This window comes from Streptococcus oralis (assembly GCF_001983955.1).
GTDB lineage: Bacteria > Bacillota > Bacilli > Lactobacillales > Streptococcaceae > Streptococcus > Streptococcus jiangnanensis.
Window position 1 is genome coordinate 414,142 of sequence record NZ_CP019562.1, and the last position, 20,965, is coordinate 435,106.

At 42.5% G+C, this 20,965-nt stretch carries 18 protein-coding genes; 16 read left to right on the forward strand and 2 right to left on the reverse strand.

What is annotated here, in order from left to right:
- Window positions 1–12 precede the first annotated feature (12 nt).
- The 16 genes from BWR56_RS01990 (at window position 13) to BWR56_RS02065 (ending at window position 18,096) form a co-directional block, all read left to right on the forward strand.
- Window positions 13–1,110, forward strand: coding sequence for a nucleotidyltransferase (locus BWR56_RS01990; protein WP_049504768.1), 1,098 nt, complete (start codon window positions 13–15; stop codon window positions 1,108–1,110).
- A gap of 202 nt (window positions 1,111–1,312) precedes the next feature.
- A complete protein-coding gene (locus BWR56_RS01995; RefSeq protein ID WP_000404963.1) occupies window positions 1,313–2,926 on the forward strand; it encodes a ribonuclease Y in 1,614 nt (537 codons plus the stop codon).
- Window positions 2,927–3,060: 134 nt separating this feature from the next.
- The gene (gene gmk / locus BWR56_RS02000; RefSeq protein WP_000775041.1) at window positions 3,061–3,687 is read left to right on the forward strand and encodes a guanylate kinase; all 627 of its coding nucleotides are present in this window, start codon (window positions 3,061–3,063) and stop codon (window positions 3,685–3,687) included.
- Window positions 3,688–3,711: 24 nt separating this feature from the next.
- The gene (rpoZ, locus tag BWR56_RS02005; RefSeq protein WP_002875802.1) at window positions 3,712–4,026 is read left to right on the forward strand and encodes a DNA-directed RNA polymerase subunit omega; all 315 of its coding nucleotides are present in this window, start codon (window positions 3,712–3,714) and stop codon (window positions 4,024–4,026) included.
- Between the two features lie 65 nt (window positions 4,027–4,091).
- Window positions 4,092–6,488, forward strand: a complete 2,397-nt coding sequence (locus tag BWR56_RS02010) for a primosomal protein N' (protein WP_076984341.1) — start codon at window positions 4,092–4,094, stop codon at window positions 6,486–6,488.
- A gap of 12 nt (window positions 6,489–6,500) precedes the next feature.
- The gene (gene fmt, locus BWR56_RS02015; protein ID WP_076984342.1) at window positions 6,501–7,436 is read left to right on the forward strand and encodes a methionyl-tRNA formyltransferase; all 936 of its coding nucleotides are present in this window, start codon (window positions 6,501–6,503) and stop codon (window positions 7,434–7,436) included.
- A complete protein-coding gene (rsmB, locus tag BWR56_RS02020) occupies window positions 7,429–8,742 on the forward strand; it encodes a 16S rRNA (cytosine(967)-C(5))-methyltransferase RsmB (RefSeq protein ID WP_196769367.1) in 1,314 nt (437 codons plus the stop codon). The genes fmt and rsmB overlap by 8 nt, the downstream gene beginning before the upstream one ends.
- Before the next feature lie 15 nt (window positions 8,743–8,757).
- Window positions 8,758–9,498 (forward strand): Stp1/IreP family PP2C-type Ser/Thr phosphatase, encoded by a 741-nt coding sequence (locus BWR56_RS02025; protein WP_000401527.1) that lies wholly within the window; start codon window positions 8,758–8,760, stop codon window positions 9,496–9,498.
- Window positions 9,495–11,396 (forward strand): Stk1 family PASTA domain-containing Ser/Thr kinase, encoded by a 1,902-nt coding sequence (pknB, locus tag BWR56_RS02030; RefSeq protein WP_076984344.1) that lies wholly within the window; start codon window positions 9,495–9,497, stop codon window positions 11,394–11,396. The genes BWR56_RS02025 and pknB overlap by 4 nt, the downstream gene beginning before the upstream one ends.
- A gap of 87 nt (window positions 11,397–11,483) precedes the next feature.
- Complete coding sequence (locus tag BWR56_RS02035) at window positions 11,484–12,242, forward strand: threonine/serine exporter family protein (RefSeq protein ID WP_076984345.1); 759 nt, start codon at window positions 11,484–11,486, stop codon at window positions 12,240–12,242.
- 1 nt (window position 12,243) lies between these two features.
- Window positions 12,244–12,699: a threonine/serine exporter family protein gene (locus tag BWR56_RS02040; RefSeq protein ID WP_076984346.1), complete on the forward strand. Its 456-nt coding sequence runs from the start codon at window positions 12,244–12,246 to the stop codon at window positions 12,697–12,699.
- 118 nt (window positions 12,700–12,817) lie between these two features.
- Complete coding sequence (locus BWR56_RS02045) at window positions 12,818–13,990, forward strand: hydroxymethylglutaryl-CoA synthase (RefSeq protein ID WP_081390685.1); 1,173 nt, start codon at window positions 12,818–12,820, stop codon at window positions 13,988–13,990.
- Window positions 13,990–15,264, forward strand: a complete 1,275-nt coding sequence (locus BWR56_RS02050) for a hydroxymethylglutaryl-CoA reductase, degradative (protein ID WP_076984348.1) — start codon at window positions 13,990–13,992, stop codon at window positions 15,262–15,264. The genes BWR56_RS02045 and BWR56_RS02050 overlap by 1 nt, the downstream gene beginning before the upstream one ends.
- A 350-nt stretch (window positions 15,265–15,614) precedes the next feature.
- Window positions 15,615–15,872: a hypothetical protein gene (locus BWR56_RS02055; protein WP_076984349.1), complete on the forward strand. Its 258-nt coding sequence runs from the start codon at window positions 15,615–15,617 to the stop codon at window positions 15,870–15,872.
- Between the two features lie 162 nt (window positions 15,873–16,034).
- A complete protein-coding gene (locus BWR56_RS02060; protein WP_076984350.1) occupies window positions 16,035–17,216 on the forward strand; it encodes an AAA family ATPase in 1,182 nt (393 codons plus the stop codon).
- A complete protein-coding gene (locus BWR56_RS02065; RefSeq protein WP_076984351.1) occupies window positions 17,209–18,096 on the forward strand; it encodes an HNH endonuclease in 888 nt (295 codons plus the stop codon). The genes BWR56_RS02060 and BWR56_RS02065 overlap by 8 nt, the downstream gene beginning before the upstream one ends.
- Window positions 18,097–18,345: 249 nt before the next feature.
- Here BWR56_RS02065 and BWR56_RS02070 read toward each other — a convergent pair whose 3' ends face one another.
- Together BWR56_RS02070 and BWR56_RS02075 are read right to left on the reverse strand one after the other, a co-directional pair.
- Window positions 18,346–19,311: a LacI family DNA-binding transcriptional regulator gene (locus BWR56_RS02070; RefSeq protein ID WP_033606002.1), complete on the reverse strand. Its 966-nt coding sequence runs from the start codon at window positions 19,309–19,311 to the stop codon at window positions 18,346–18,348.
- Window positions 19,292–20,746, reverse strand: coding sequence for a sucrose-6-phosphate hydrolase (locus BWR56_RS02075; RefSeq protein WP_076984352.1), 1,455 nt, complete (start codon window positions 20,744–20,746; stop codon window positions 19,292–19,294). The genes BWR56_RS02070 and BWR56_RS02075 overlap by 20 nt, the downstream gene beginning before the upstream one ends.
- Window positions 20,747–20,965 lie beyond the last annotated feature (219 nt).

The following is a 20,965-nucleotide window of genomic DNA, read 5'->3' on the forward strand; positions in this document are numbered from 1 at the left end:
TAGGAGATTACCATGACCATCACAGGTATTATCGCGGAGTTTAATCCTTTTCATAATGGGCACAAATACTTACTTGAGCAGGCGGAGGGACTGAAAATCGTTGCCATGTCTGGAAATTTCATGCAACGAGGAGAGCCGGCTATCGTGGACAAGTGGACACGGACCCAGATGGCGCTGGAAAATGGAGCGGATCTGGTAGTGGAATTGCCCTTTTTAGTCAGTGTTCAGGCGGCAGATTTCTTTGGCCAAGGAGCTGTGGATATCTTGGCTCGCTTGGGGATTGATACTCTAGCTTTCGGGACAGAGGAAGTTCTGGATTATCAGAAAGTTGCTGACTTATACACAGAACGAGGTGCTGAGATGGAGAAATTTGTGGAAAATCTGCCTGATTCCCTCTCTTATCCTCAGAAAACCCAAGCCATGTGGCAGGAATTTGCTGGTCTTGATTTTTCAGGCAAGACGCCTAATCATGTCCTTGCTCTCGCCTATGTCAAGGCAGTTGCAGGACGCAACATCAAACTGCATCCGATTCAGCGTCAGGGAGCGGGTTATCATTCTGTAGACAAGGAAGTGGACTTTGCCTCGGCGACAGCTCTGCGTCAGCATCAATCAGACCAAGATTTCTTAGAACGCTTTATGCCTTCTCTTGCCCTCTTTGAGCAGGCCAGTAAGGTGAGCTGGGATGATTATTTTCCCTTGCTCCGCTATCAAATTTTGTCAAATCCAGACCTAACGACCATCTATCAGGTCAATCAAGAAATGGCTGTGCGTATCAAGGATGCTATCAAAAAAGTCCAGTCTGTAGAAGACTTGGTGGAAGTTGTTGCTACTAAGCGCTACACCAAGGCTCGTGTCAGACGCCTCTTGACCTATATCCTGGTGCAGACAAGAGAAAGTGACTTGCCAGAGGGCATCCATGTCCTTGGATTTACAGAAAAAGGCAGACAACATCTCAAGTCTCTAAAAGAGCAGGTCCATCTAGTCAGCCGAATTGGCAAAGAACCTTGGGATGCTATGACTCAAAAGGCAGACCAGATTTACCAACTAGGATACCCAAGCATCGCAGAGCAGAATTTCGGCAGAGTGCCCATTAGAATAGAATCAAACTAAGTCTACTGAAAGGTAGGCTTTTTATTGTATGTTTTAATGAAAATGTCATTTTTAAGTGTTAGAAAGTTTGTTTGGGGATTTTAGAACTTTCTTCTAAAATTCACACAAAACTCTTCAATTTGGGTTTGTGAAAATCGGTTTTTTGTGATAGAATATTAAGGAATGTATGTCATTCGATAAACAAATTTTATGAGGTAAAAACATGGAAATCATGACACTTGCGATTGCTGTTTTTGCCGTCATCATTGGTTTAGTCATTGGATATGTCAGCATCTCAGCTAAGATGAAATCATCTCAAGAGGCTGCAGAGTTGATGCTTCTAAATGCTGAACAAGAAGCAACTAATTTACGAGGACAAGCTGAGCGCGAAGCGGATTTATTGCTAAATGAAGCCAAGAGCGAAAGCAAGTCTCTTAAAAAAGAAGCACTATTGGAGGCCAAAGAGGAAGCCAGAAAATACCGTGAAGAAGTGGACGCTGAATTTAAGTCAGAACGTCAGGAGCTCAAGCAAATTGAAAGTCGTTTGACGGAGAGAGCTACGAGCCTTGACCGTAAGGACGACAATTTGACGAACAAAGAAAAAACACTTGAACAAAAAGAACAAAGTATTTCTGATAGAGCAAAAAACCTTGATGCACGTGAAGAGCAATTAGAGGAAGTCGAAAGACAAAAAGAAGCTGAACTTGAACGTATCAGTTCCCTTTCCCAAACTGAGGCTCGAGATATTATCTTGGCTCAGACAGAGGAAAACTTGACCAAGGAAATTGCTAGCCGCATTCGTGAGGCTGAGCAAGAAGTCAAGGAACGTTCAGACAAGATTGCGAAAGATATCTTGGTTCAGGCTATGCAGCGTATCGCTGGTGAGTATGTAGCAGAGTCAACAAACTCGACAGTTCACCTACCAGACGATACCATGAAGGGACGCATTATCGGTCGTGAAGGACGCAATATTCGTACCTTTGAAAGTTTGACAGGGGTAGATGTCATCATCGACGACACGCCAGAAGTGGTAACCTTGTCAGGATTTGATCCGATTCGTCGTGAAATTGCTCGTATGACCATGGAAATGTTGCTCAAGGATGGCCGTATCCACCCAGCTCGTATCGAGGAGTTGGTGGAGAAAAACCGTCAAGAGATTGACAATAAAATCCGTGAATATGGTGAGGCTGCTGCCTATGAGATTGGTGCGCCAAACCTTCATCCAGACTTGATGAAGATTATGGGACGTTTGCAGTTCCGTACTTCTTATGGACAAAATGTCTTGCGTCATTCGATTGAGGTTGCTAAGTTATCTGGTATCATCGCCAGTGAACTTGGTGAAAATGCAGCTCTTGCCCGTCGTGCTGGATTCCTTCATGACATCGGGAAAGCTATTGACCGCGAGGTTGAAGGTAGCCACGTTGAGATTGGTACGGAGTTGGCTCGTAAGTACAAGGAACACCCAGTTGTGGTGAATACCATTGCTAGCCACCACGGTGATGTCGAAGCTGAAAGCGTCATTGCAGTGATTGTTGCTGCAGCAGATGCCTTGAGTGCAGCGCGTCCAGGTGCTCGTAGCGAGTCTCTTGAAAGCTATATCAAGCGTCTCCATGATTTGGAAGAAATTGCCAATGGCTTTGAAGGAGTGCAAAATAGCTTTGCTCTTCAAGCAGGACGTGAAATCCGTATCATGGTTAATCCAGGACAAATCAAGGACGACAAAGTCACAATCTTAGCTCACAAAGTTCGTGAGAAAATTGAAAATAATCTCGATTACCCAGGAAATATCAAGGTAACCGTGATTCGCGAACTTCGTGCAGTAGATTATGCTAAATAAATAAGAAAGAGCAGTTGAAAAATTACTGCTTTTTTGTTACACTAGATAGAAAGACTGTAGAAGGATAACTGACGCTATCATCAGTATCCGAGAGAAATTTTACTTTATTTCACAGACTAACTAAAGGAGACATAATGGCAGACCGAGGCTTGCTAATCGTTTTTTCTGGTCCTTCAGGAGTTGGGAAAGGGACGGTTAGAAGAGAGATTTTTGAGAGTTCTGAGAATCAATTTCAATACTCTGTATCGATGACGACGCGTGCGCAACGTCCTGGTGAAGTGGACGGAGTGGACTATTTCTTCCGTACTCGTGAAGAGTTTGAAGAGCTGATTCGTCAAGGTCAGATGTTGGAATATGCAGAATATGTCGGTAACTATTATGGAACTCCTCTGACCTATGTCAACGAAACTCTGGACAAGGGAATTGATGTCTTTCTTGAGATTGAAGTCCAGGGAGCTCTTCAGGTTAAGAAAAAGGTTCCAGACGCTGTCTTTATCTTTCTAACACCACCAGATTTGGATGAATTGCAAGATCGTTTGGTGGGTCGTGGAACAGATAGTGCAGAAGTGATTGCCCAACGAATCGAAAAAGCCAAGGAAGAAATTGCTCTCATGCGTGAGTATGATTATGCCATTGTCAACGATCAGGTGCCCCTCGCTGCTGAACGTGTCAAGCGTGTGATCGAAGCAGAACACTTCCGTGTGGACCGTGTCATTGGTCACTATCAGGAGATGTTGCCAAAATCTCCAACTACTCGATAAACTATAGGAAACAGGTACAAGCAAATGATGTTAAAACCCTCTATTGATACCTTGCTGGACAAGGTACCATCAAAATATTCACTCGTAATCTTGGAAGCAAAACGTGCCCACGAACTAGAAGCAGGCGCGCCAGCAACTCAAGAGTTTAAGTCTGAAAAATCAACTCTTCGTGCTTTAGAAGAAATCGAGTCTGGAAACGTTACGATTCACCCAGATCCAGAAGGAAAACGTGAAGCGGTTCGTCTCCGTATCGAAGAAGAAAAACGCCGCAGAGAAGAAGAAGAAAAGAAAATCAAAGAGCAAATTGCTAAAGAAAAAGAAGATGGTGAAAAAATTTAAGGTTGGGGGGACTCAATCTTATTTTTTCTATTGCAAGAATGTACTGACAAGAAGGAGGTGAGAAGATGGCTATTGCAAAGATAATCGTGGATGTTCCCCTAATGCAGACGGACCAGCCATACAGTTACAAGGTCCCTGAGGAATTTGTAGACATGCTGGAGGTCGGTATGCGGGTCCATGTCCCCTTCGGTAAGGGCAATCGTTTGATCCAAGGTATTGTGCTTGGCCTGGAGTCCCAGTCGGATGAAGAGGTGGCTGATCAGGACTTGAAAGAGATTGCGGAGGTGCTGGACTTTTCTCCAGTCTTGACTCAAGAGCAACTCTGGCTGGCTGAGGAGCTACGCAAGTCAGTCTTTTCTTACAAAATCTCCATCCTAAAAGCCATGTTGCCGGGATTTTTAAACTCTAGCTATGACAAGATTCTCTATCCTTTAGAAGGCCTAAGTCAGGCAGACAAAGAGCGCTTGTTTGGTTCAGAAGAATCGCTAGCCTTTTCTTCTCTAGATTTAGCCAAGCAGGCAGAAATGATGCGTTTGACGAGAAAAGGACTGCTCCGCTTAGAATACCAGGCAGTCGATCAAAAGAAGGTCAAGACCCAGTCTTGGTATGAGGTTGATGCTACTCGACTAGAGCAGATTGAGATTTCTGCGCGTGCCAAGAAAAAGTCAGAGCTGAGAGACTATTTGCTGTCTCATCCTGAGAGTGCTCCTCTGGCTAGCTTGTTAGAATCCTACTCACGCGAGCAAGTCAACTTCTTTGTGGAACAAGGTGCTGTGTCCATAGTCCAAAAGGAAGTACAACGCTCAGCTGCTTATTTCGATGGTATTGAAGCCAGCCAACCTTTGGAATTGAATCCTGAACAAAGACAGGCGCGTGATGCCGTTGTCAGTGCTATTGGCAGTCAACAGCCTCCTTTCCTCCTTCAAGGAATTACAGGGAGTGGGAAAACAGAGGTTTACTTGCAGATTATCCAAGGGGCCTTGGATAAGGGTAAGACAGCTATTTTACTGGTACCTGAGATTTCTCTGACGCAACAGATGACGGAGCGGTTCATTGCTCGTTTCGGCGAGAAAGTGGCCATTCTTCACTCAGGCCTGTCCAATGGTGAAAAGTACGATGAATGGCGCAAGGTTGAGCGTGGAGATGCTCAAGTTGTTGTTGGTGCCAGATCAGCCATCTTTGCTCCTCTGAAAAATCTAGGTGTCATGATTATCGACGAAGAGCATGAAGCTAGCTACAAACAAGACAGCAATCCTCGATATCATGCCAGAGAGGTCGCCATTTTACGGGCCCAGTACAATCAAGCAGCCCTGGTCCTTGGTTCGGCGACACCGAGCTTAGAAAGCCGTGCGCGGGCTGGCAAAGGTGTCTATCAACACTTACGCCTGACCCAACGAGCCAATCCTTTAGCCACCATTCCTGAGGTTCAAGTGATTGACTTTCGGGACTATATCGGGCAGAATGAGACATCAAACTTTACGCCTCCTTTGCTAGAGGCCATCCAAGACCGTTTGGATAAAAAAGAGCAGGTAGTCCTCATGCTCAACCGTCGGGGTTATTCTAGCTTTGTTATGTGTCGGGAGTGTGGGACGGTAGATAGCTGCCCCAACTGTGACATTTCTCTGACTCTCCATATGGATACCAAGACCATGAACTGCCATTACTGTGGCTTTTCGAAGGGAATTCCTCATGTCTGTCCCAACTGTCAGAGTCGCAGCATTCGCTACTACGGTACAGGGACTCAGAAAGCTTACGATGAGCTGGCAGAGCTCTTTCCTCAGGCTCGCATTCTGCGGATGGATGTGGATACGACCCGTAAGAAAGGCAGTCACCAAGCTCTTCTTGACCAGTTTGGCCGAGGGGAAGCAGATATCTTGTTGGGAACTCAGATGATTGCCAAGGGCTTGGATTTTCCAAATGTGACTTTGGTCGGAGTTCTCAATGCGGATACGGCCTTGAATCTGCCTGATTTCCGTTCTTCTGAGAGAACCTTCCAGCTCTTAACCCAGGTGGCAGGCCGTGCAGGTCGAGCGGAAAAGGCTGGGCAGGTCTTGATCCAGTCATACAATCCGGAACACTATGCCATTCGATTTGCCAAAGACCAAGACTACGAAGGCTTTTACACTTATGAAATGAGTATCAGACGCCAACTCGGCTATCCGCCTTATTATTTCACGATTGGGATTACCCTCTCTCACAAGAAAGAAGAAGAGGTTGTCAAACGTGCCTATGAAGTCATGGGAATTTTGCGCTCAGGTTTATCGGAAACTAGTAAAATCCTTGGGCCAACGCCAAAACCCATCGCCCGTACCCACAACCTTTATCATTACCAGATTTTGATTAAATACCGTTTAGAAGATGAGCTGGGGCAGACTCTCAACCAGGTCTTGTCTTTGACTCAAGAACGGGAAAATAGCGAGCTTCGTCTCAGTATTGACCATGAGCCGCAGCAATTTTTATAAGAAGGAGAAGAAATGACAAAACTAATCTTTATGGGGACACCTGAATTTTCAGCGACAGTTTTGAAGGGGTTGTTATCAGATGACCGTTACGAGATTCTAGCTGTTGTGACCCAGCCAGATCGCGCTGTCGGTCGTAAAAAAGTAATCCAAGAAACCCCAGTCAAGCAGGCTGCCAAAGAAGCAGGCCTTCCCATCTACCAACCTGAAAAATTATCTGGAAGCCCAGAGATGGAAGCCATTATGAAGCTAGGGGCGGATGGGATTGTGACCGCTGCTTTTGGGCAGTTCCTCCCAAGTAAACTTCTTGATAGCATGAACTTTGCGGTCAACGTTCACGCTTCCCTCCTTCCAAAACACCGTGGTGGTGCACCCATTCATTATGCCTTGATTCAAGGGGATGAGGAAGCTGGTGTGACCATTATGGAGATGGTTAAGGAAATGGATGCAGGAGATATGATTTCTCGTCGTAGCATTCCCATCACAGATGAGGACAATGTCGGAACCTTGTTTGAAAAATTGGCAATCGTTGGTCGCGATTTGCTTTTGGATACGCTACCTGGCTACCTAGCAGGAGAAATCCAACCTGAACCACAAGATCCTAGCCAGGTCACTTTCTCGCCAAATATCAAACCAGAGGAAGAAAAGTTGGACTGGAATAAGACTAACCGTCAACTCTTCAACCAAATCAGAGGGATGAATCCATGGCCTGTTGCCCATACTTTTCTCAAAGGCGACCGCTTTAAAATCTATGAAGCCCTACCAGTAGAAGGTCAGGGAAATCCAGGGGAGATCCTCTCTATTGGTAAAAAGGAATTAATCGTGGCAGCGGCTGAAGGAGCTCTGTCTCTTAAGCAAGTCCAGCCAGCTGGAAAGCCTAAGATGGACATTTCTTCCTTCCTCAACGGAGTGGGACGTACATTGACTGTAGGAGAACGATTTGGTGACTAAAGTAGAAACGGCTAGAAGTCTAGCTTTGGCAGTGCTAGAGGATGTCTTTATCAACCAAGCATACTCCAATATTGCCTTAAACAAACACCTTAAGGGGAGTCAACTCTCAGTAGCAGATAAGGGCTTGGTGACAGAGATTGTCTACGGTACGGTAGCCCGAAAACTGACTCTGGAATGGTATCTGTCCCACTTTATTCAAGACCGGGATAAGCTAGATAACTGGCTCTATATCCTGCTCCTTCTGAGCGCTTACCAACTTCGGTATCTGGATAAGATTCCTAATCACGCTGTTGTTAATGAAGCAGTGGAACTAGCCAAAGCCCGTAAAAAAGGCAGTGAGAAATTGGTCAACGCCGTCCTGCGTCGTATCTTACGAGAAGGCTGGCCAGATATTGACAGCATTAAGCGAAAAAATAAGCGTGATTCCATTGCCTATTCTCTCCCAGTTTGGCTAGTGTCTAAACTTAAGGAAGAGTACGGGGAAGAGCGAGCCCAAGCCATCTTTAAAAGTCTCTTGGTGCGCAACAAAGCCAGTATCCGTGTAGCTGATTTGAGCCGAAAAGAGGAAATCAAAGCTGTGTTAGATGCGACCGATTCCCCTTTGGCTGCCACTGGTCTGGTCAAGGAGCAAGGCCACTTTGCAGGACATGATTTGTTCGCAGAAGGGGCTATAACCATCCAAGACGAGTCCAGTCAACTGGTTGCTCCGACTCTTGATCTACAAGGTGATGAACAGGTCCTGGATGCCTGTGCCGCTCCAGGTGGGAAAACAGCTCATATGGCTTCGTATCTCAGGACAGGTCAGATTACTGCTCTGGACTTGTATGACCATAAGTTGGACTTGATCCAAGAAAATGCGGAGCGTTTAGGTGTGGCAGATCGAGTGCAAACACAAAAATTGGATGCCAGAAAGGTGCATGAGTTTTTCGGTCGGGACTCTTTTGATAAGATTTTGGTAGATGCTCCCTGTTCTGGGATTGGACTTTTACGTCGCAAACCAGACATCAAATACAATAAAGAAACAGCGGATTTCACATCCTTACAGGAAATTCAGCTGGAAATATTAGGTAGTGTTTGTCAAACGCTACGAAAAGGTGGTATAATAACTTATAGTACCTGTACTATTGTCTCTGAGGAGAACTTTCAAGTCGTTGAGGCGTTTTTAGAAAGTCATCCCGAGTTCGAGCAGGTTAAACTAGAACACGAATGTAAAGATATCCTGAAAGATGGCTGCATCCTGATCACTCCTGAATTGTATGGAAGTGATGGATTCTTTATCAGCCAATTTCGCAAGATATCAGAATAGGAAGGAACTGACACAATGGAAATAGCATTATTAACAGATGTTGGTCAGAAACGGACAAATAATCAGGACTATGTCAATCACTTTGTCAACCGAGCAGGACGCACTATGATCATCTTGGCTGACGGGATGGGAGGACACCGTGCAGGAAATATCGCTAGTGAGATGGCGGTAACAGACCTCGGTGTGGCTTGGGTGGATACCCAAATTGACTCAGTCAATGAAGTTCGTGAGTGGTTTGCCCACTACCTGGAGATTGAAAATCAAAAAATTCATCAACTAGGTCAGGACGAAGCCTACAGAGGCATGGGAACAACGCTAGAAGCTGTTGCGTTTATTGACAACCAAGCCATCTATGCTCATATTGGAGATTCTCGTATCGGTTTGATTCGTGGAGAAGAATACCACCAGTTGACAAGTGACCATTCTTTGGTCAATGAATTGCTCAAGGCTGGTCAATTGACTCCAGAAGAAGCAGAAACTCACCCTCAAAAGAATATCATCACCCAGTCTATCGGACAAAAAGATGAAATCCAGCCAGATTTTGGGATGATTACACTGGAGTCAGGAGATTATCTCTTGCTCAATAGTGATGGTTTGACCAATATGATTTCGGCAAGCGAGATTTATGATATCGTAACCAGTGATATTTCCCTAGCAGACAAGGCGGCAACCCTCATTCGTTTTGCTAACAATGCAGGAGGTTTAGACAACATTACGGTTGCCCTTGTTTACATGAATGAGGAGGCGGCAGAATGATCCAAATCGGCAAGATTTTTGCCGGGCGGTATCGGATTGTCAAGCAGATTGGTCGAGGAGGCATGGCAGATGTTTACTTGGCCAAGGATTTGATCCTAGACGGGGAAGAAGTGGCAGTGAAGGTCCTGAGGACCAACTACCAGACGGACCCGATTGCTGTGGCACGTTTCCAGCGCGAAGCGAGGGCCATGGCGGATCTGGACCATCCTCATATCGTTCGGATAACAGATATTGGTGAGGAAGACGGTCAACAGTACCTAGCTATGGAATACGTAGCAGGTCTTGACCTCAAGCGTTATATTAAAGAACACTATCCTCTTTCAAACGAAGAAGCAGTTCGGATCATGGGGCAAATCCTCTTGGCCATGCGCTTAGCCCATACTCGAGGCATTGTTCACCGCGATTTGAAACCTCAAAATATCCTCTTGACACCTGACGGCACAGCTAAGGTCACGGACTTTGGGATTGCTGTAGCCTTTGCGGAGACTAGTCTGACCCAGACAAACTCAATGTTAGGCTCTGTTCATTATTTGTCACCTGAGCAAGCGCGTGGTTCTAAAGCGACCTTCCAGAGTGATATCTATGCAATGGGGATTATCTTCTATGAAATGCTTACGGGACATATCCCTTATGATGGGGATAGTGCGGTTACGATTGCCCTCCAGCATTTCCAGAAACCACTTCCGTCCGTCATAGCTGAAAATCCATCTGTCCCTCAGGCTTTAGAAAATGTTGTCATTAAGGCAACTGCTAAGAAGCTGTCAGATCGTTATCAGTCTGTTTCAGAAATGTATGTGGACTTGTCAACTAGTTTGTCTTATAATCGTCGCAATGAACCGAAACTGGTCTTTGACGATGCGAGTAAGGCAGACACGAAGACTTTGCCTAAAGTTCCACAAAGTACACTGACATCTATTCCTAAAGCTCCGGCGCAAGAAGAACGCCCTCAGCCAAAGAAACCAACTCAACCGGTCGCAGAGCCGGCTCCAGCGCCAAAGCCAGCTAAGAAACGGAAGTTTAAGGCTCGCTATATGATTCTTTTGGCCAGTCTTCTATTGGTTGCAGCCTCTCTGGTCTGGATTTTGTCAAGAACACCAGCAACGATTGCTATTCCTAACGTAGCTGGACAAACCGTTGCAGAGGCTAAGGAAGCTCTTAAAAAATCCAAGTTTGAAGCTGGTGAAGAAAAGTCAGAAGCCAGCGATACCGTAGCAGAAGGACGTGTTATTCGAACGGATCCAGAAGCTGGTAGCGGCCGAAAAGAAGGAACCAAGGTCAATTTGATTGTTTCTTCTGGTAAGCAATCCTTCCAATTGAGCAATTACGTCGGACGCAAGTATACGGATGTTGTAGCTGAACTCAAGGAGAAGAAGGTTCCTGAAAATCTAATCAAGATGGAAGAGGAAGAATCCAGCGAAAGCGAACCAGGAACTATCCTCAGACAAACCCCCGCTTCGGGTTCGACTTATGACCTTTCAAAAGCCACCACGATTACCTTAACAGTTGCCAAGAAGGTGACCAGTGTCAGCATGCCTAGCTACATCGGCTCAAGTCTCGAATTTACTAAGAATAATCTGACTCAGATTGTCGGAGTAAAAGAGGCTAATATTGAGGTTATTGAAGTATCGACTGCTTCTGAAGGAACAGCAGAGGGTACGGTTGTAGATCAAACACCAAAAGCTGGTGAAAAGGTTGATCTTGCTAGCACACGTATCAAGATTTCGATTTACAAACCGAAAACACCACCGTCAACTTCATCCTCTAACCCTGCTCAACGAGGGAACCAGGGTTCTACAACAACACCAAATCAAGGGAACCAGCAAGGAAATCAACAAGGGAATAATCCTCCAACGAATCAACCAAACAATGAAGGAAACCGCGAAAGTTCTCGAGATTAAACGAATCTTTGTCATGAAATCATGACAAAGATTTTTTTTAACAAGATTTTGTGATAAAATATAGGGAGTAGAAAAAAGGAGGAGAAAATGGACGAATCGAGAGAGTTGAATGCCGTCATTGATGTCATTATGTTAGCTGGAACCATTCTCTTGAAAAGTGGTTCGGAGATTCATCGGGTTGAGGATACCATGATTCGTATTGCCCATTCACAAGGGATTATGGATTGCAATGTGCTCGCCATGCCCGCTGCTATTTTCTTTTCTATTGAAAACACTAATATTTCTCGAATGAAGCGGGTGACATCATCCTCCTATAACATCGAAAAAGTTTGTGATGTCAACCAAGTATCTCGTGAACTTGTGGGTGGACAGATTGATCTTTCTACAGCCTTTACAAAGCTCAAAGAGATCGGTAATCAACTCCTTCCTTATAGCAAGTTCCAAGTGACCATCGCAGCGACCCTTAGTGCCCCCTTCTTCTCGATTATGTTTGGGGGAAATGTCTATGACGCATTTGGTGCTGCCATTGCGACCTTGTTTGGGTTTGCCTTCTCTCTCTATGTCGAGAAGTTTATCCGAATTCCTTTTGTAACAGCCTTTGCGGGAGCCTTTGTTTTTGGCTTGATTGCCCAGTTCTGGGCTCGCTACACTGGATTTCCTTCGACAGCAGACCTGATCATAGCAGGAGCAGTCATGCCCTTTGTTCCAGGAATCGCTCTGACAAATGCGGTTCGGGATATCATGACCAACCATATCAACTCTGGTATGAGCAAGATGTTTGAATCTCTGCTCATTACCCTCGCTTTAGGGGCCGGCACTTCGGTCGCCCTGGTTTTGATGACATAAGATGACTCTAACAAGTATTTTACTCCAAGCGGTGGCGAGTTTACTCGCCATTATCACCTTTTTGATCGTATTGAATGTCCAACGCTCCATGCTCCTACCTGGTGGGGTATTGGGGATGGGCGTTTGGCTCCTCTATCTCGTGCTCAAAGAACCAACCAATGTTATTATTGCGACCTTTATCGCAGCAGTAATTGGCTCTTGCATCAGTCAGATTTTAAGTATTCTCTATAAGACGCCAGCAGTGGTCTTTGTCTTGGCCATTCTTGCCCCCTTGGTGCCAGGTTATTTATCCTATCGAACGACAGCTTTCTTTGTGACAGGCGATTACAGCCATGCTATTGCCAGTGCGACTTTGGTGGTTATGTTAGCTCTTGTTATTTCTATTGGAATGGCAAGTGGAACGGTAATTCTAAAGCTTTATTACTACATCCGAAAACAACGAGGAATCTCTTCCTAATACAATCAAAGCAAAGACTTGATTTGTTGAATCAAGTCTTTTTTCTCTCTTTTGTCCCTATTTGTGATAAAATAGAATGAAACGATTTTTTACAATGAATGAAAAAACAGAGGTAAATATGACAATCGGTATTGATAAGATTGGTTTTGCGACCAGTCAATATGTCTTGAAATTACAAGACTTAGCAGAAGCGAGGGGAGTTGACCCCGAAAAATTTAGCAAGGGCCTCTTGTTAAATGAAATTAGTATTGCGTCACTGACTGAGGACATTGTTACCTTGGCAGCTAGTGCAAGCAACTCTATCCTCACAGATAAAGAAAAAGAAGAAATCGACATGGTCATCGTGGCGACCGAGTCAGGAATTGACCAGAGTAAGGCGGCAGCAGTCTTTGTTCATGGTCTGTTAGGCATTCAGCCTTTCGCCCGTAGCTTTGAAATCAAAGAAGCCTGCTATGGAGCGACAGCTGCCCTTCATTATGCCAAGTTACATGTGGAAAATTCTCCAGAATCCAAGGTCTTGGTCATTGCCAGTGATATTGCCAAGTATGGTGTGGCAACTCCGGGTGAGCCAACCCAGGGTGCTGGAAGTGTGGCCATGCTAATCACGCAAAATCCACGCATCATGACCTTTAACAATGATAATGTTGCTCAAACTCGTGACATCATGGATTTCTGGCGTCCAAACTATTCAACGACTCCTTATGTCAATGGTGTTTATTCAACCCAGCAATATCTGGACAGTCTCATGACAACTTGGGATGAATACAAGAAGCGCTACGATTGGACCATGGGTGATTTTGCGGCCATCTGTTTCCACTTGCCTTATCCTAAGCTGGCCCTAAAAGGCTTGCTCAAGATGATGGACAAGACTCTATCTCAGGAGAAGCAGGATAGTTTGCAAGAAAACTTTGAAAAATCCATTCTCTACAGTCAGATGATTGGGAATATCTATACAGGTTCCCTCTTCCTCGGACTCCTCTCCCTTTTGGAAAATGCAGAGACTTTGAAGGCTGGCGATAAAATTGCCCTCTACAGTTACGGAAGCGGAGCGGTTTCAGAGTTCTTTAGTGGTGAATTGATCGAAGGTTATGAGGCTTACCTTGATAAGGATCGCTTGAGCAAACTCCAGCAGCGTACAGTCTTATCTGTTACAGACTATGAAAAAGTCTTCTTCGAAGAGGTACAGTTGGATGAATCTGGTTCAGCCCAATTTGCAGGCTATGAACATCAAGACTATGCCTTGGTGGAGATTGTCGACCACCAACGCCGTTATAGCAAGGTTGAAAAATAATGAAGATAAGTTGGAATGGATTTTCTAAAAAAACATACCATGAGCGCCTGGAGTTGCTGAAAGCTCAGGCACTCCTTAGTCCTGAAAAGCAAACGAGTCTCGAGCAGGATGAACAAGTCAGCTTGGCAGTTGCAGATCAGCTGAGTGAAAACGTGGTAGGAACTTTTTCTCTGCCTTATTCGCTGGTTCCAGAGGTTCTTGTCAATGGTCAGGAATACACAGTTCCCTATGTGACAGAAGAACCCTCAGTGGTTGCTGCGGCCAGCTATGCCAGTAAAATCATCAAGCGAGCAGGCGGCTTTACTGCTCAAGTGCATGAGCGTCAGATGATTGGACAGGTAGCCCTTTATCAAGTTGCTAATCCTGAACAAGCGAAAGAGAAGATTGCAAACAAAAAGACTGAACTCTTGGAACTTGCCAATCAAGCCTATCCTTCTATCGTTAAACGTGGAGGTGGGGCGCGTGATTTGCATGTAGATCAGATCAAAGGTGAAACAGACTTTCTCGTTGTTTATCTCCATGTCGATACCCAAGAAGCTATGGGTGCTAATATGCTCAACACCATGCTAGAAGCTTTGAAACCAGTCTTGGAAGAACTTAGTCAGGGACAAAGTCTCATGGGAATCCTGTCTAACTACGCGACCGATTCTCTGGTGACTGCAAGCTGTCGCATTGCCTTTCGTTACTTGAACCGTCAAAAGGAGCAAGGACGAGAAATTGCAGAGAAAATCGCTTTGGCTAGTCAGTTTGCACAAGCTGATCCTTACCGAGCTGCTACTCATAATAAAGGGATTTTTAATGGTATAGATGCCATTTTAATTGCCACTGGTAATGACTGGCGTGCTATTGAGGCAGGGGCGCATGCCTTTGCTAGTCGAGATGGACACTATCAAGGTCTTAGTCGATGGACGCTGGACCTTGAAAGGGAAGAATTGGTTGGTGAGATGACCCTGCCCATGCCTGTGGCGACCAAGGGTGGCTCTATCGGCCTCAACCCTCGTGTAGCCCTTAGTCATGAACTACTGGGAAATCCTTCTGCCAAAGAATTAGCCCAGATTATCGTGTCTATCGGGCTTGCCCAAAACTTTGCGGCCCTCAAAGCATTGGTCAGCACAGGCATTCAGCAAGGCCACATGAAATTGCAGGCTAAATCCTTAGCTCTTCTAGCAGGTGCTAGTGAATCCGAGGTAGCTCCACTAGTTGAGCGCCTCATCGCAGATAAAACCTTTAACCTAGAGACAGCCCAGCGCTATCTCGAAAACTTAAGATCATAAAAAACTCAGACGATCTATTTTTAGAGTGATGGGGAATTTAAACAAACTATATAGATATCAATCTCAAAAATTAGAAAGAATAGAAATGTAGACAAATATCATTTAGTGTTTGTCTATTTTATTTGAAAAAACATAGAATTGTATAGAAAATTCTAATGAGCTATGTTCCTTTATACAAGATTTGCTTGAGTGTTATAAAATTGATATAATTATATATAGGAATTTCTAGAATGTGAGAATTTAGTATTATTCTAATTAGATATAGGATTGTGTAATAACTCAATTTCTTTTGTTATGTTTACAAAAAATATTATATTTTGTAATTTTAGTTTTTTTAAAAGGAGATAATAATGTATTTTTTCTTTTATGCATATGATGCGCCCAATAATCCTACTCTACCTAATCCGATTGAGTTAGAAGAAAAGCCAGAAGAGTACTTTCGATTTGAAAGAATTAGTTGGAATGATAAATTTAGATATAAAACATTATATAATGTAAATTTTTGTAAAGGAAAAGAAGTTACATATCTAGGGCAAGTAAAATTTGGATATTCTGGGATTGGTTCTGTAGATGAAGGTGATTTTAGAACGATTGTTAATAATGGATAGTATCGGGAACTAGGACAAAAAATTTTTTCTCTGGGACAATCGCCGGAATACTACCAAAATATATTTTCCTTAGGTGAAACAATAGCAAATGAATATTTTTCAAAAGTTAGAGATATAGCTTTTGATTTAGATCTTCTTAGCGAACATCGAAATGAAAACATTATGATTCATTCTTTGCTGAGAGAAGTATCTGCTTCTACTGTTAAAAATCAGTTTAATCGAATTTCTCGTGGAGGAGTTGAAATAACTCCATATAATTTCTATTTTACGTATAAAAAGTCAAAGCAGGAAGGACTGGATGAAATTGGTAAAATAGCTTTTGAAGTAAAACCATATGAGAAACCACAAACAAATTCACATGTTTTGATTGGACGTAATGGGGTTGGAAAAAGTTATATTTTAGATAGAATGATAAGAAGCGTTATTTTAGATGATGATAAAGAAGATTATAAATTTTACCAATTTCAAAATGAATCGGGCGAAAATAATATTCCTTTTTCAGGAGTTACATTAGTATCTTTTAGTGTTTTTGATGATTTTATTAATTACAAGCAGTTAAATAAAAATGATGATATTTTATTTAATTATGTTGGAGTGAAATCCTATGATGAAGAAGCTGGGATTATTACAAAAACTTTGGACGATTTGTCAAGTGATTTTTATGTTAGTTTGTGCACTATAAAGGCTAAGAATATTATAGAGAGGTGGGAAAAAGTTATTTCTTATCTTGATTCTGATCCTATTTTTAAAAAAGAAGTAAGAATAGTTTCCAGAATGCAAGAAAATTGGAAACGCATTGATGGAGGAAATAATCCGGAAGCAAAAGAAATCATTGAAAAATTTTATAAACAAGGACTTAGCTCGGGAAATAAAATTGTTTTACTAACATTGACAAAACTGGTTGAAGTTGTAGAAGAAAAGACTTTGGTTATCCTTGATGAACCAGAATTACATTTACATCCACCCTTGATGGCTGCTTTTAATAAAGCGTTAGGATATTTAATGCAAAATAGAAATGGAGTTTCAATTATCTCGACTCATTCACCAGTATTTGTTCAGGAATCTCCAAAATCAGCGGTTCATCTGATGTTTAGAGCAGGAAAATCGATTAAGATAGAGAATCCGATTATAGAGACTTATGGAGAAAACATAGGAAAGTTGACACATGAAATATTTAGACTAGAATATGAAAAATCAAGTTTTGTACATGATATCGAAGAGCAAGTGCAAGCTAATGAAAATATAGCAGATGTATTTAGTTATTTTCGCGGTCAACTTGGATATGAAGCTAGGGCTTTAGCTAGACAGATGATGTATGATAAGCAAAGGAATAATGATGAATAAGAGATTAGAAAGAAAAGACTTTGATTATTCTCAGGTTTTTGATGTGGCTATAGAAAGTTACCAGGAAGATACTGCAAAATATTTAAGGCAAAAAAAAGAATACTGTCTGTTACAAAATAATGAATTTATTTCCTGTGCTAGCGATCAAAAATATAATTTATTCCAAGAATCCATAAAAGAAAAGGATGAATTTGAAATATTTAAACAAAAAATGGTTAAATTATACAACGATAAATTTAGTAATAAGAAATATAAAGTTCGAGAATACTATGATGAAATTAAGTTAATTTCTCCTAACAATATTTGTCCATATTGTTTAAAGCGTGAGGTAAGAAATTTAGACCATTTTTTACCTAAAACGAAATATCCATCTCTTTCTATATCAGATGCAAATTTAATACCATCCTGTAGTGATTGTAATCATGATAAATTAAATTCAACTAAACTTTATATTAATTATTATTTTGAAGAAATTGATGATGTCCATTATATGAAGTGCTATGCTGACTTTGATAATGAGGATATTAATTTTCGCTTTGAATTAGTAAAACCACCTTCTTGGGATGAAGATAAATTTAATAGATTGAAAAATCAATTTAAAGATACAAATCTATTAAAATTTTATGCAGAGCAAGCTAAAATAGAATTTTCTAGGAAGGAGAGAAGTTTCTGTCGCTGTGTAAAAAACAGTAGCTTATACAACGAAAGGTTAAAGATAGAGTTAGATGATTTAATTCGTGATGAGGAAGAAGTGCTTGGGATTAATTCTTTAGAGGCTACTTTATGGAGAGGTTTGAACGAAAGTGGTACTGAATTATTTAAGTATATAAGGAATAAACAAAAATCAGGTGCTTTTGATGAAAACTGTGAGAGAAAATAATTCAGTGAAGATTTTAGGGTAAAACTCCTCATCTGTGAACTGTATCATACGGAACGAGATGTAATATCATTCACATTGACTATAAAGAGATTGGGATAAAAAGATTTAGATTTTAGAAATTCTTTATTCTAAATTTTTAAAATCGATAGATTAGAAAAAAGCGAACAAAACAGAATTCTGAGTGTCAGATAGCTCGTTTTGTTCGCTTTTTATATTCAAGGTTAGACTTTTGTCCCAGATTCTTAGTACTTAGATACTTTTTCCTGGTAATAGGGTGACTGGTAAGAAGTAACCAGTTGTCGCGACTTCCTTGCCTTCAATCTTCTGCAAGAGAAGATCGACAGTGAGGTGGGCAATCTCTTTCATAGGTTGCTTAATCGTTGTCAAATGAGGATAGTAGTTCTCGATAAAGTAAGTCCCATCATAGCCGATGACCTTGAGCTCTTCAGGAACAGAAATTCCCAGCTCTTGAGCGATTTTGATCACCAGGATAGCTGTCAAATCATCCGAAGCAAAAATCGCATCTGGTTTCTGATGGGTCAAGATATTCTTGATTTCCATTTCTTTTCTGACGGGAGAAAAGTCACTCGAAACATTGATAATAGGCGCTTTTGGGAGAACAGAGGCAAATCCAGCATGGCGCAGTCCAGTCGGTGAATTCGAGTTATCATTTCCTGTAATCATGATGATAGACTGGGCGCCAGTCTTGACCAAAGTTTGAGCGGCGAGGACTCCGCCACCGTAGTTATCAGAGGAGACGACAGGGATGTCAGGTGATAGATTTCGGTCAAAGGAAATGATCGGTGCCGTCACACGATTGTAGTCTTCGATTCCCAAGTTGTGACTTCCAGAAATGATACCATCGACCTGGTTGGCCTCCAGCATTTCAATGTACTCCCGTTCTTTTTCAGAGTCATGTTCGCTGTTACAGATGATGGTCTTGTAGCCATTCTTGAAGAGTTGGTGTTCCAACTTGTCAATCAACTCCGCATAAAAGACATGACTGATGTTTGGAAAAATAAGTCCAATCAACTTGGCAGATTTTCCTTGGAGACTTCGAGCCAGATTATTGGGTTTATAGCCCAATTCTCGCATGGCTTCATTAACCTTTTGAATGGTTTTCTCAGATAGATAACCCTTTTTATTGATGACCCTTGAGACGGTAGTAGGGCTGACGCCTGCAAGTTTTGCGACATCAGTTAGTTTTGCGACCATAATCTAATTCATAGTAAGTTCCAGTTGGGTTTCCAGACTTGATCAGGATACCATTTTGGTCTGCATGTGGGAAAACACGACCAGAAAATACTTTTTCTCCTTTATTGATGAAAATTTCAAAGACTGACTTGTCGATGAAGATAGTGGCAGTAGTAGCTTGGTTATAGATAGGGCAAGAACGTATCGTACCAAATTCTTGGGCGTACTGTTCACCAGCCTGACTACGATCCACTGTCACCCGTCCATTGACAAGGTCAAAGTTGATGGAAAGCCCCTTGCCTTCTTTGTCAGCAAGCAAGACAATCTCGCTTTGGCTATTGGCCTCCAAGTTGAGCTCCAGTTCATAGGTGTTATTGGTTTGAGTACGATTTGAGAAGACCTCTTCAGAAGCACGAAGTTCTTTGACGGCTGCGACCGGATATTGGTAGAGTTTGCCATCTTTGATAGTGAGTTCTTTGACCAATGAGAAGGTTCCTTGGTGGTCAAAGCGGTCAGATGGGTAAGAAACATCTGGTAATCCAAGCCAGCTAACTGCTAGAGCACGTCCATCTGGAGCGTTGAAAGCTTGCGTTGCATAGGCTTCAAAACCATAGTCTAGATTTTGCAATGGAGAGACATCTACCATTTTGGCATTTTCAGGATCAAAGGAAGCCCCGATTTTGTACATGTTTGGATAGATATTGTCATAGTCTAGAACAGCCTTATCCAATCCTTGTGGACAGTAGAGAAGGACAGGTTGCTCCCCTACAAAGACCAGATTTGGACATTCCATCATGTAGGCAGTGCGATTGTTAGCGAAGTCTAGGTCACCAACCTCTTGCCAGTTGGTGTAGTCATTATCTATAGCCTTGTAGAGACGGACGAAGCCTTTTTTCTCCAAGTCTTGACCACCCACGATGGCATAATATTGCCCCTTAAAGTTGAAAATTTGTGGGTCACGGAAGTGGTCAGTAGAGTCTGATGGCTGGTCAATCAAGACCTTGTCAATCTTTGTAATCTTGCCATCCTTATCCATCAAAGCGCCAATCTGGTAAGGGTGACGGATCCAATTTTCATCACGGACATTTCCAGTATAAAATAGGAACAACTGATTGCCGAACTGCATGGCAGAACCAGAGTAGGCACCGTGGCTATCCAATGGAGTATCTGGCAAAATTTTGACTCCAGTTTCTGTAAAGTGCACTAAATCATCACTTTCAAGCTGCACCCAAGACTTCAACCCATGGGCTGCACCGAAGGGGAAGTTTTGGTAAAAGAGAATCCATTTGCCATCGAAATAAGAAAAGCCATTTGGGTCATTGAGAAGCCCCATTTTAGGCTCGACATGGTAACGAGTATGCCAAGGAGATTGTGCCATCGTTTCCTTGATTTGTTTGATTTCATCATTAGACCAGTCTTCATAGCGTCTGTAACGGCGCTCGGTTGTCCATTCCATTTTATCTTTCCTCCATAAGTTCTATTCTATTATTAATAGTAAACGTTTTCGACAAAAAAAGCAAGTCTTTTATGTTAAAAAAGAGAAAAATATGTCAAACGATTGCCAGAAATCGAGTAAAGGAAATCTGGCAAATTTTCACGAAAAAATGAAAGAAAATGTAAATAAAAGCCTTGATTCCTCAAGTATAAAGATATTTTTTTGAGGAAAAAGAGAATA

Bases quoted from the DNA above. Each gene is read 5' to 3' on its own strand.
- BWR56_RS01990 (WP_049504768.1), top strand. From the start codon at position 13: ATGACCATCACAGGTATTATCGCGGAGTTTAATCCTTTTCATAATGGG.
- BWR56_RS01995 (WP_000404963.1), top strand. From the start codon at position 1,313: ATGGAAATCATGACACTTGCGATTGCTGTTTTTGCCGTCATCATTGGT.
- gmk (WP_000775041.1), top strand. From the start codon at position 3,061: ATGGCAGACCGAGGCTTGCTAATCGTTTTTTCTGGTCCTTCAGGAGTT.
- rpoZ (WP_002875802.1), top strand. From the start codon at position 3,712: ATGATGTTAAAACCCTCTATTGATACCTTGCTGGACAAGGTACCATCA.
- BWR56_RS02010 (WP_076984341.1), top strand. From the start codon at position 4,092: ATGGCTATTGCAAAGATAATCGTGGATGTTCCCCTAATGCAGACGGAC.
- fmt (WP_076984342.1), top strand. From the start codon at position 6,501: ATGACAAAACTAATCTTTATGGGGACACCTGAATTTTCAGCGACAGTT.
- BWR56_RS02025 (WP_000401527.1), top strand. From the start codon at position 8,758: ATGGAAATAGCATTATTAACAGATGTTGGTCAGAAACGGACAAATAAT.
- pknB (WP_076984344.1), top strand. From the start codon at position 9,495: ATGATCCAAATCGGCAAGATTTTTGCCGGGCGGTATCGGATTGTCAAG.
- BWR56_RS02035 (WP_076984345.1), top strand. From the start codon at position 11,484: ATGGACGAATCGAGAGAGTTGAATGCCGTCATTGATGTCATTATGTTA.
- BWR56_RS02040 (WP_076984346.1), top strand. From the start codon at position 12,244: ATGACTCTAACAAGTATTTTACTCCAAGCGGTGGCGAGTTTACTCGCC.
- BWR56_RS02045 (WP_081390685.1), top strand. From the start codon at position 12,818: ATGACAATCGGTATTGATAAGATTGGTTTTGCGACCAGTCAATATGTC.
- BWR56_RS02050 (WP_076984348.1), top strand. From the start codon at position 13,990: ATGAAGATAAGTTGGAATGGATTTTCTAAAAAAACATACCATGAGCGC.
- BWR56_RS02055 (WP_076984349.1), top strand. From the start codon at position 15,615: ATGTATTTTTTCTTTTATGCATATGATGCGCCCAATAATCCTACTCTA.
- BWR56_RS02060 (WP_076984350.1), top strand. From the start codon at position 16,035: ATGATTCATTCTTTGCTGAGAGAAGTATCTGCTTCTACTGTTAAAAAT.
- BWR56_RS02065 (WP_076984351.1), top strand. From the start codon at position 17,209: ATGAATAAGAGATTAGAAAGAAAAGACTTTGATTATTCTCAGGTTTTT.
- BWR56_RS02070 (WP_033606002.1), bottom strand. From the start codon at position 19,311: ATGGTCGCAAAACTAACTGATGTCGCAAAACTTGCAGGCGTCAGCCCT.
- BWR56_RS02075 (WP_076984352.1), bottom strand. From the start codon at position 20,746: ATGGAATGGACAACCGAGCGCCGTTACAGACGCTATGAAGACTGGTCT.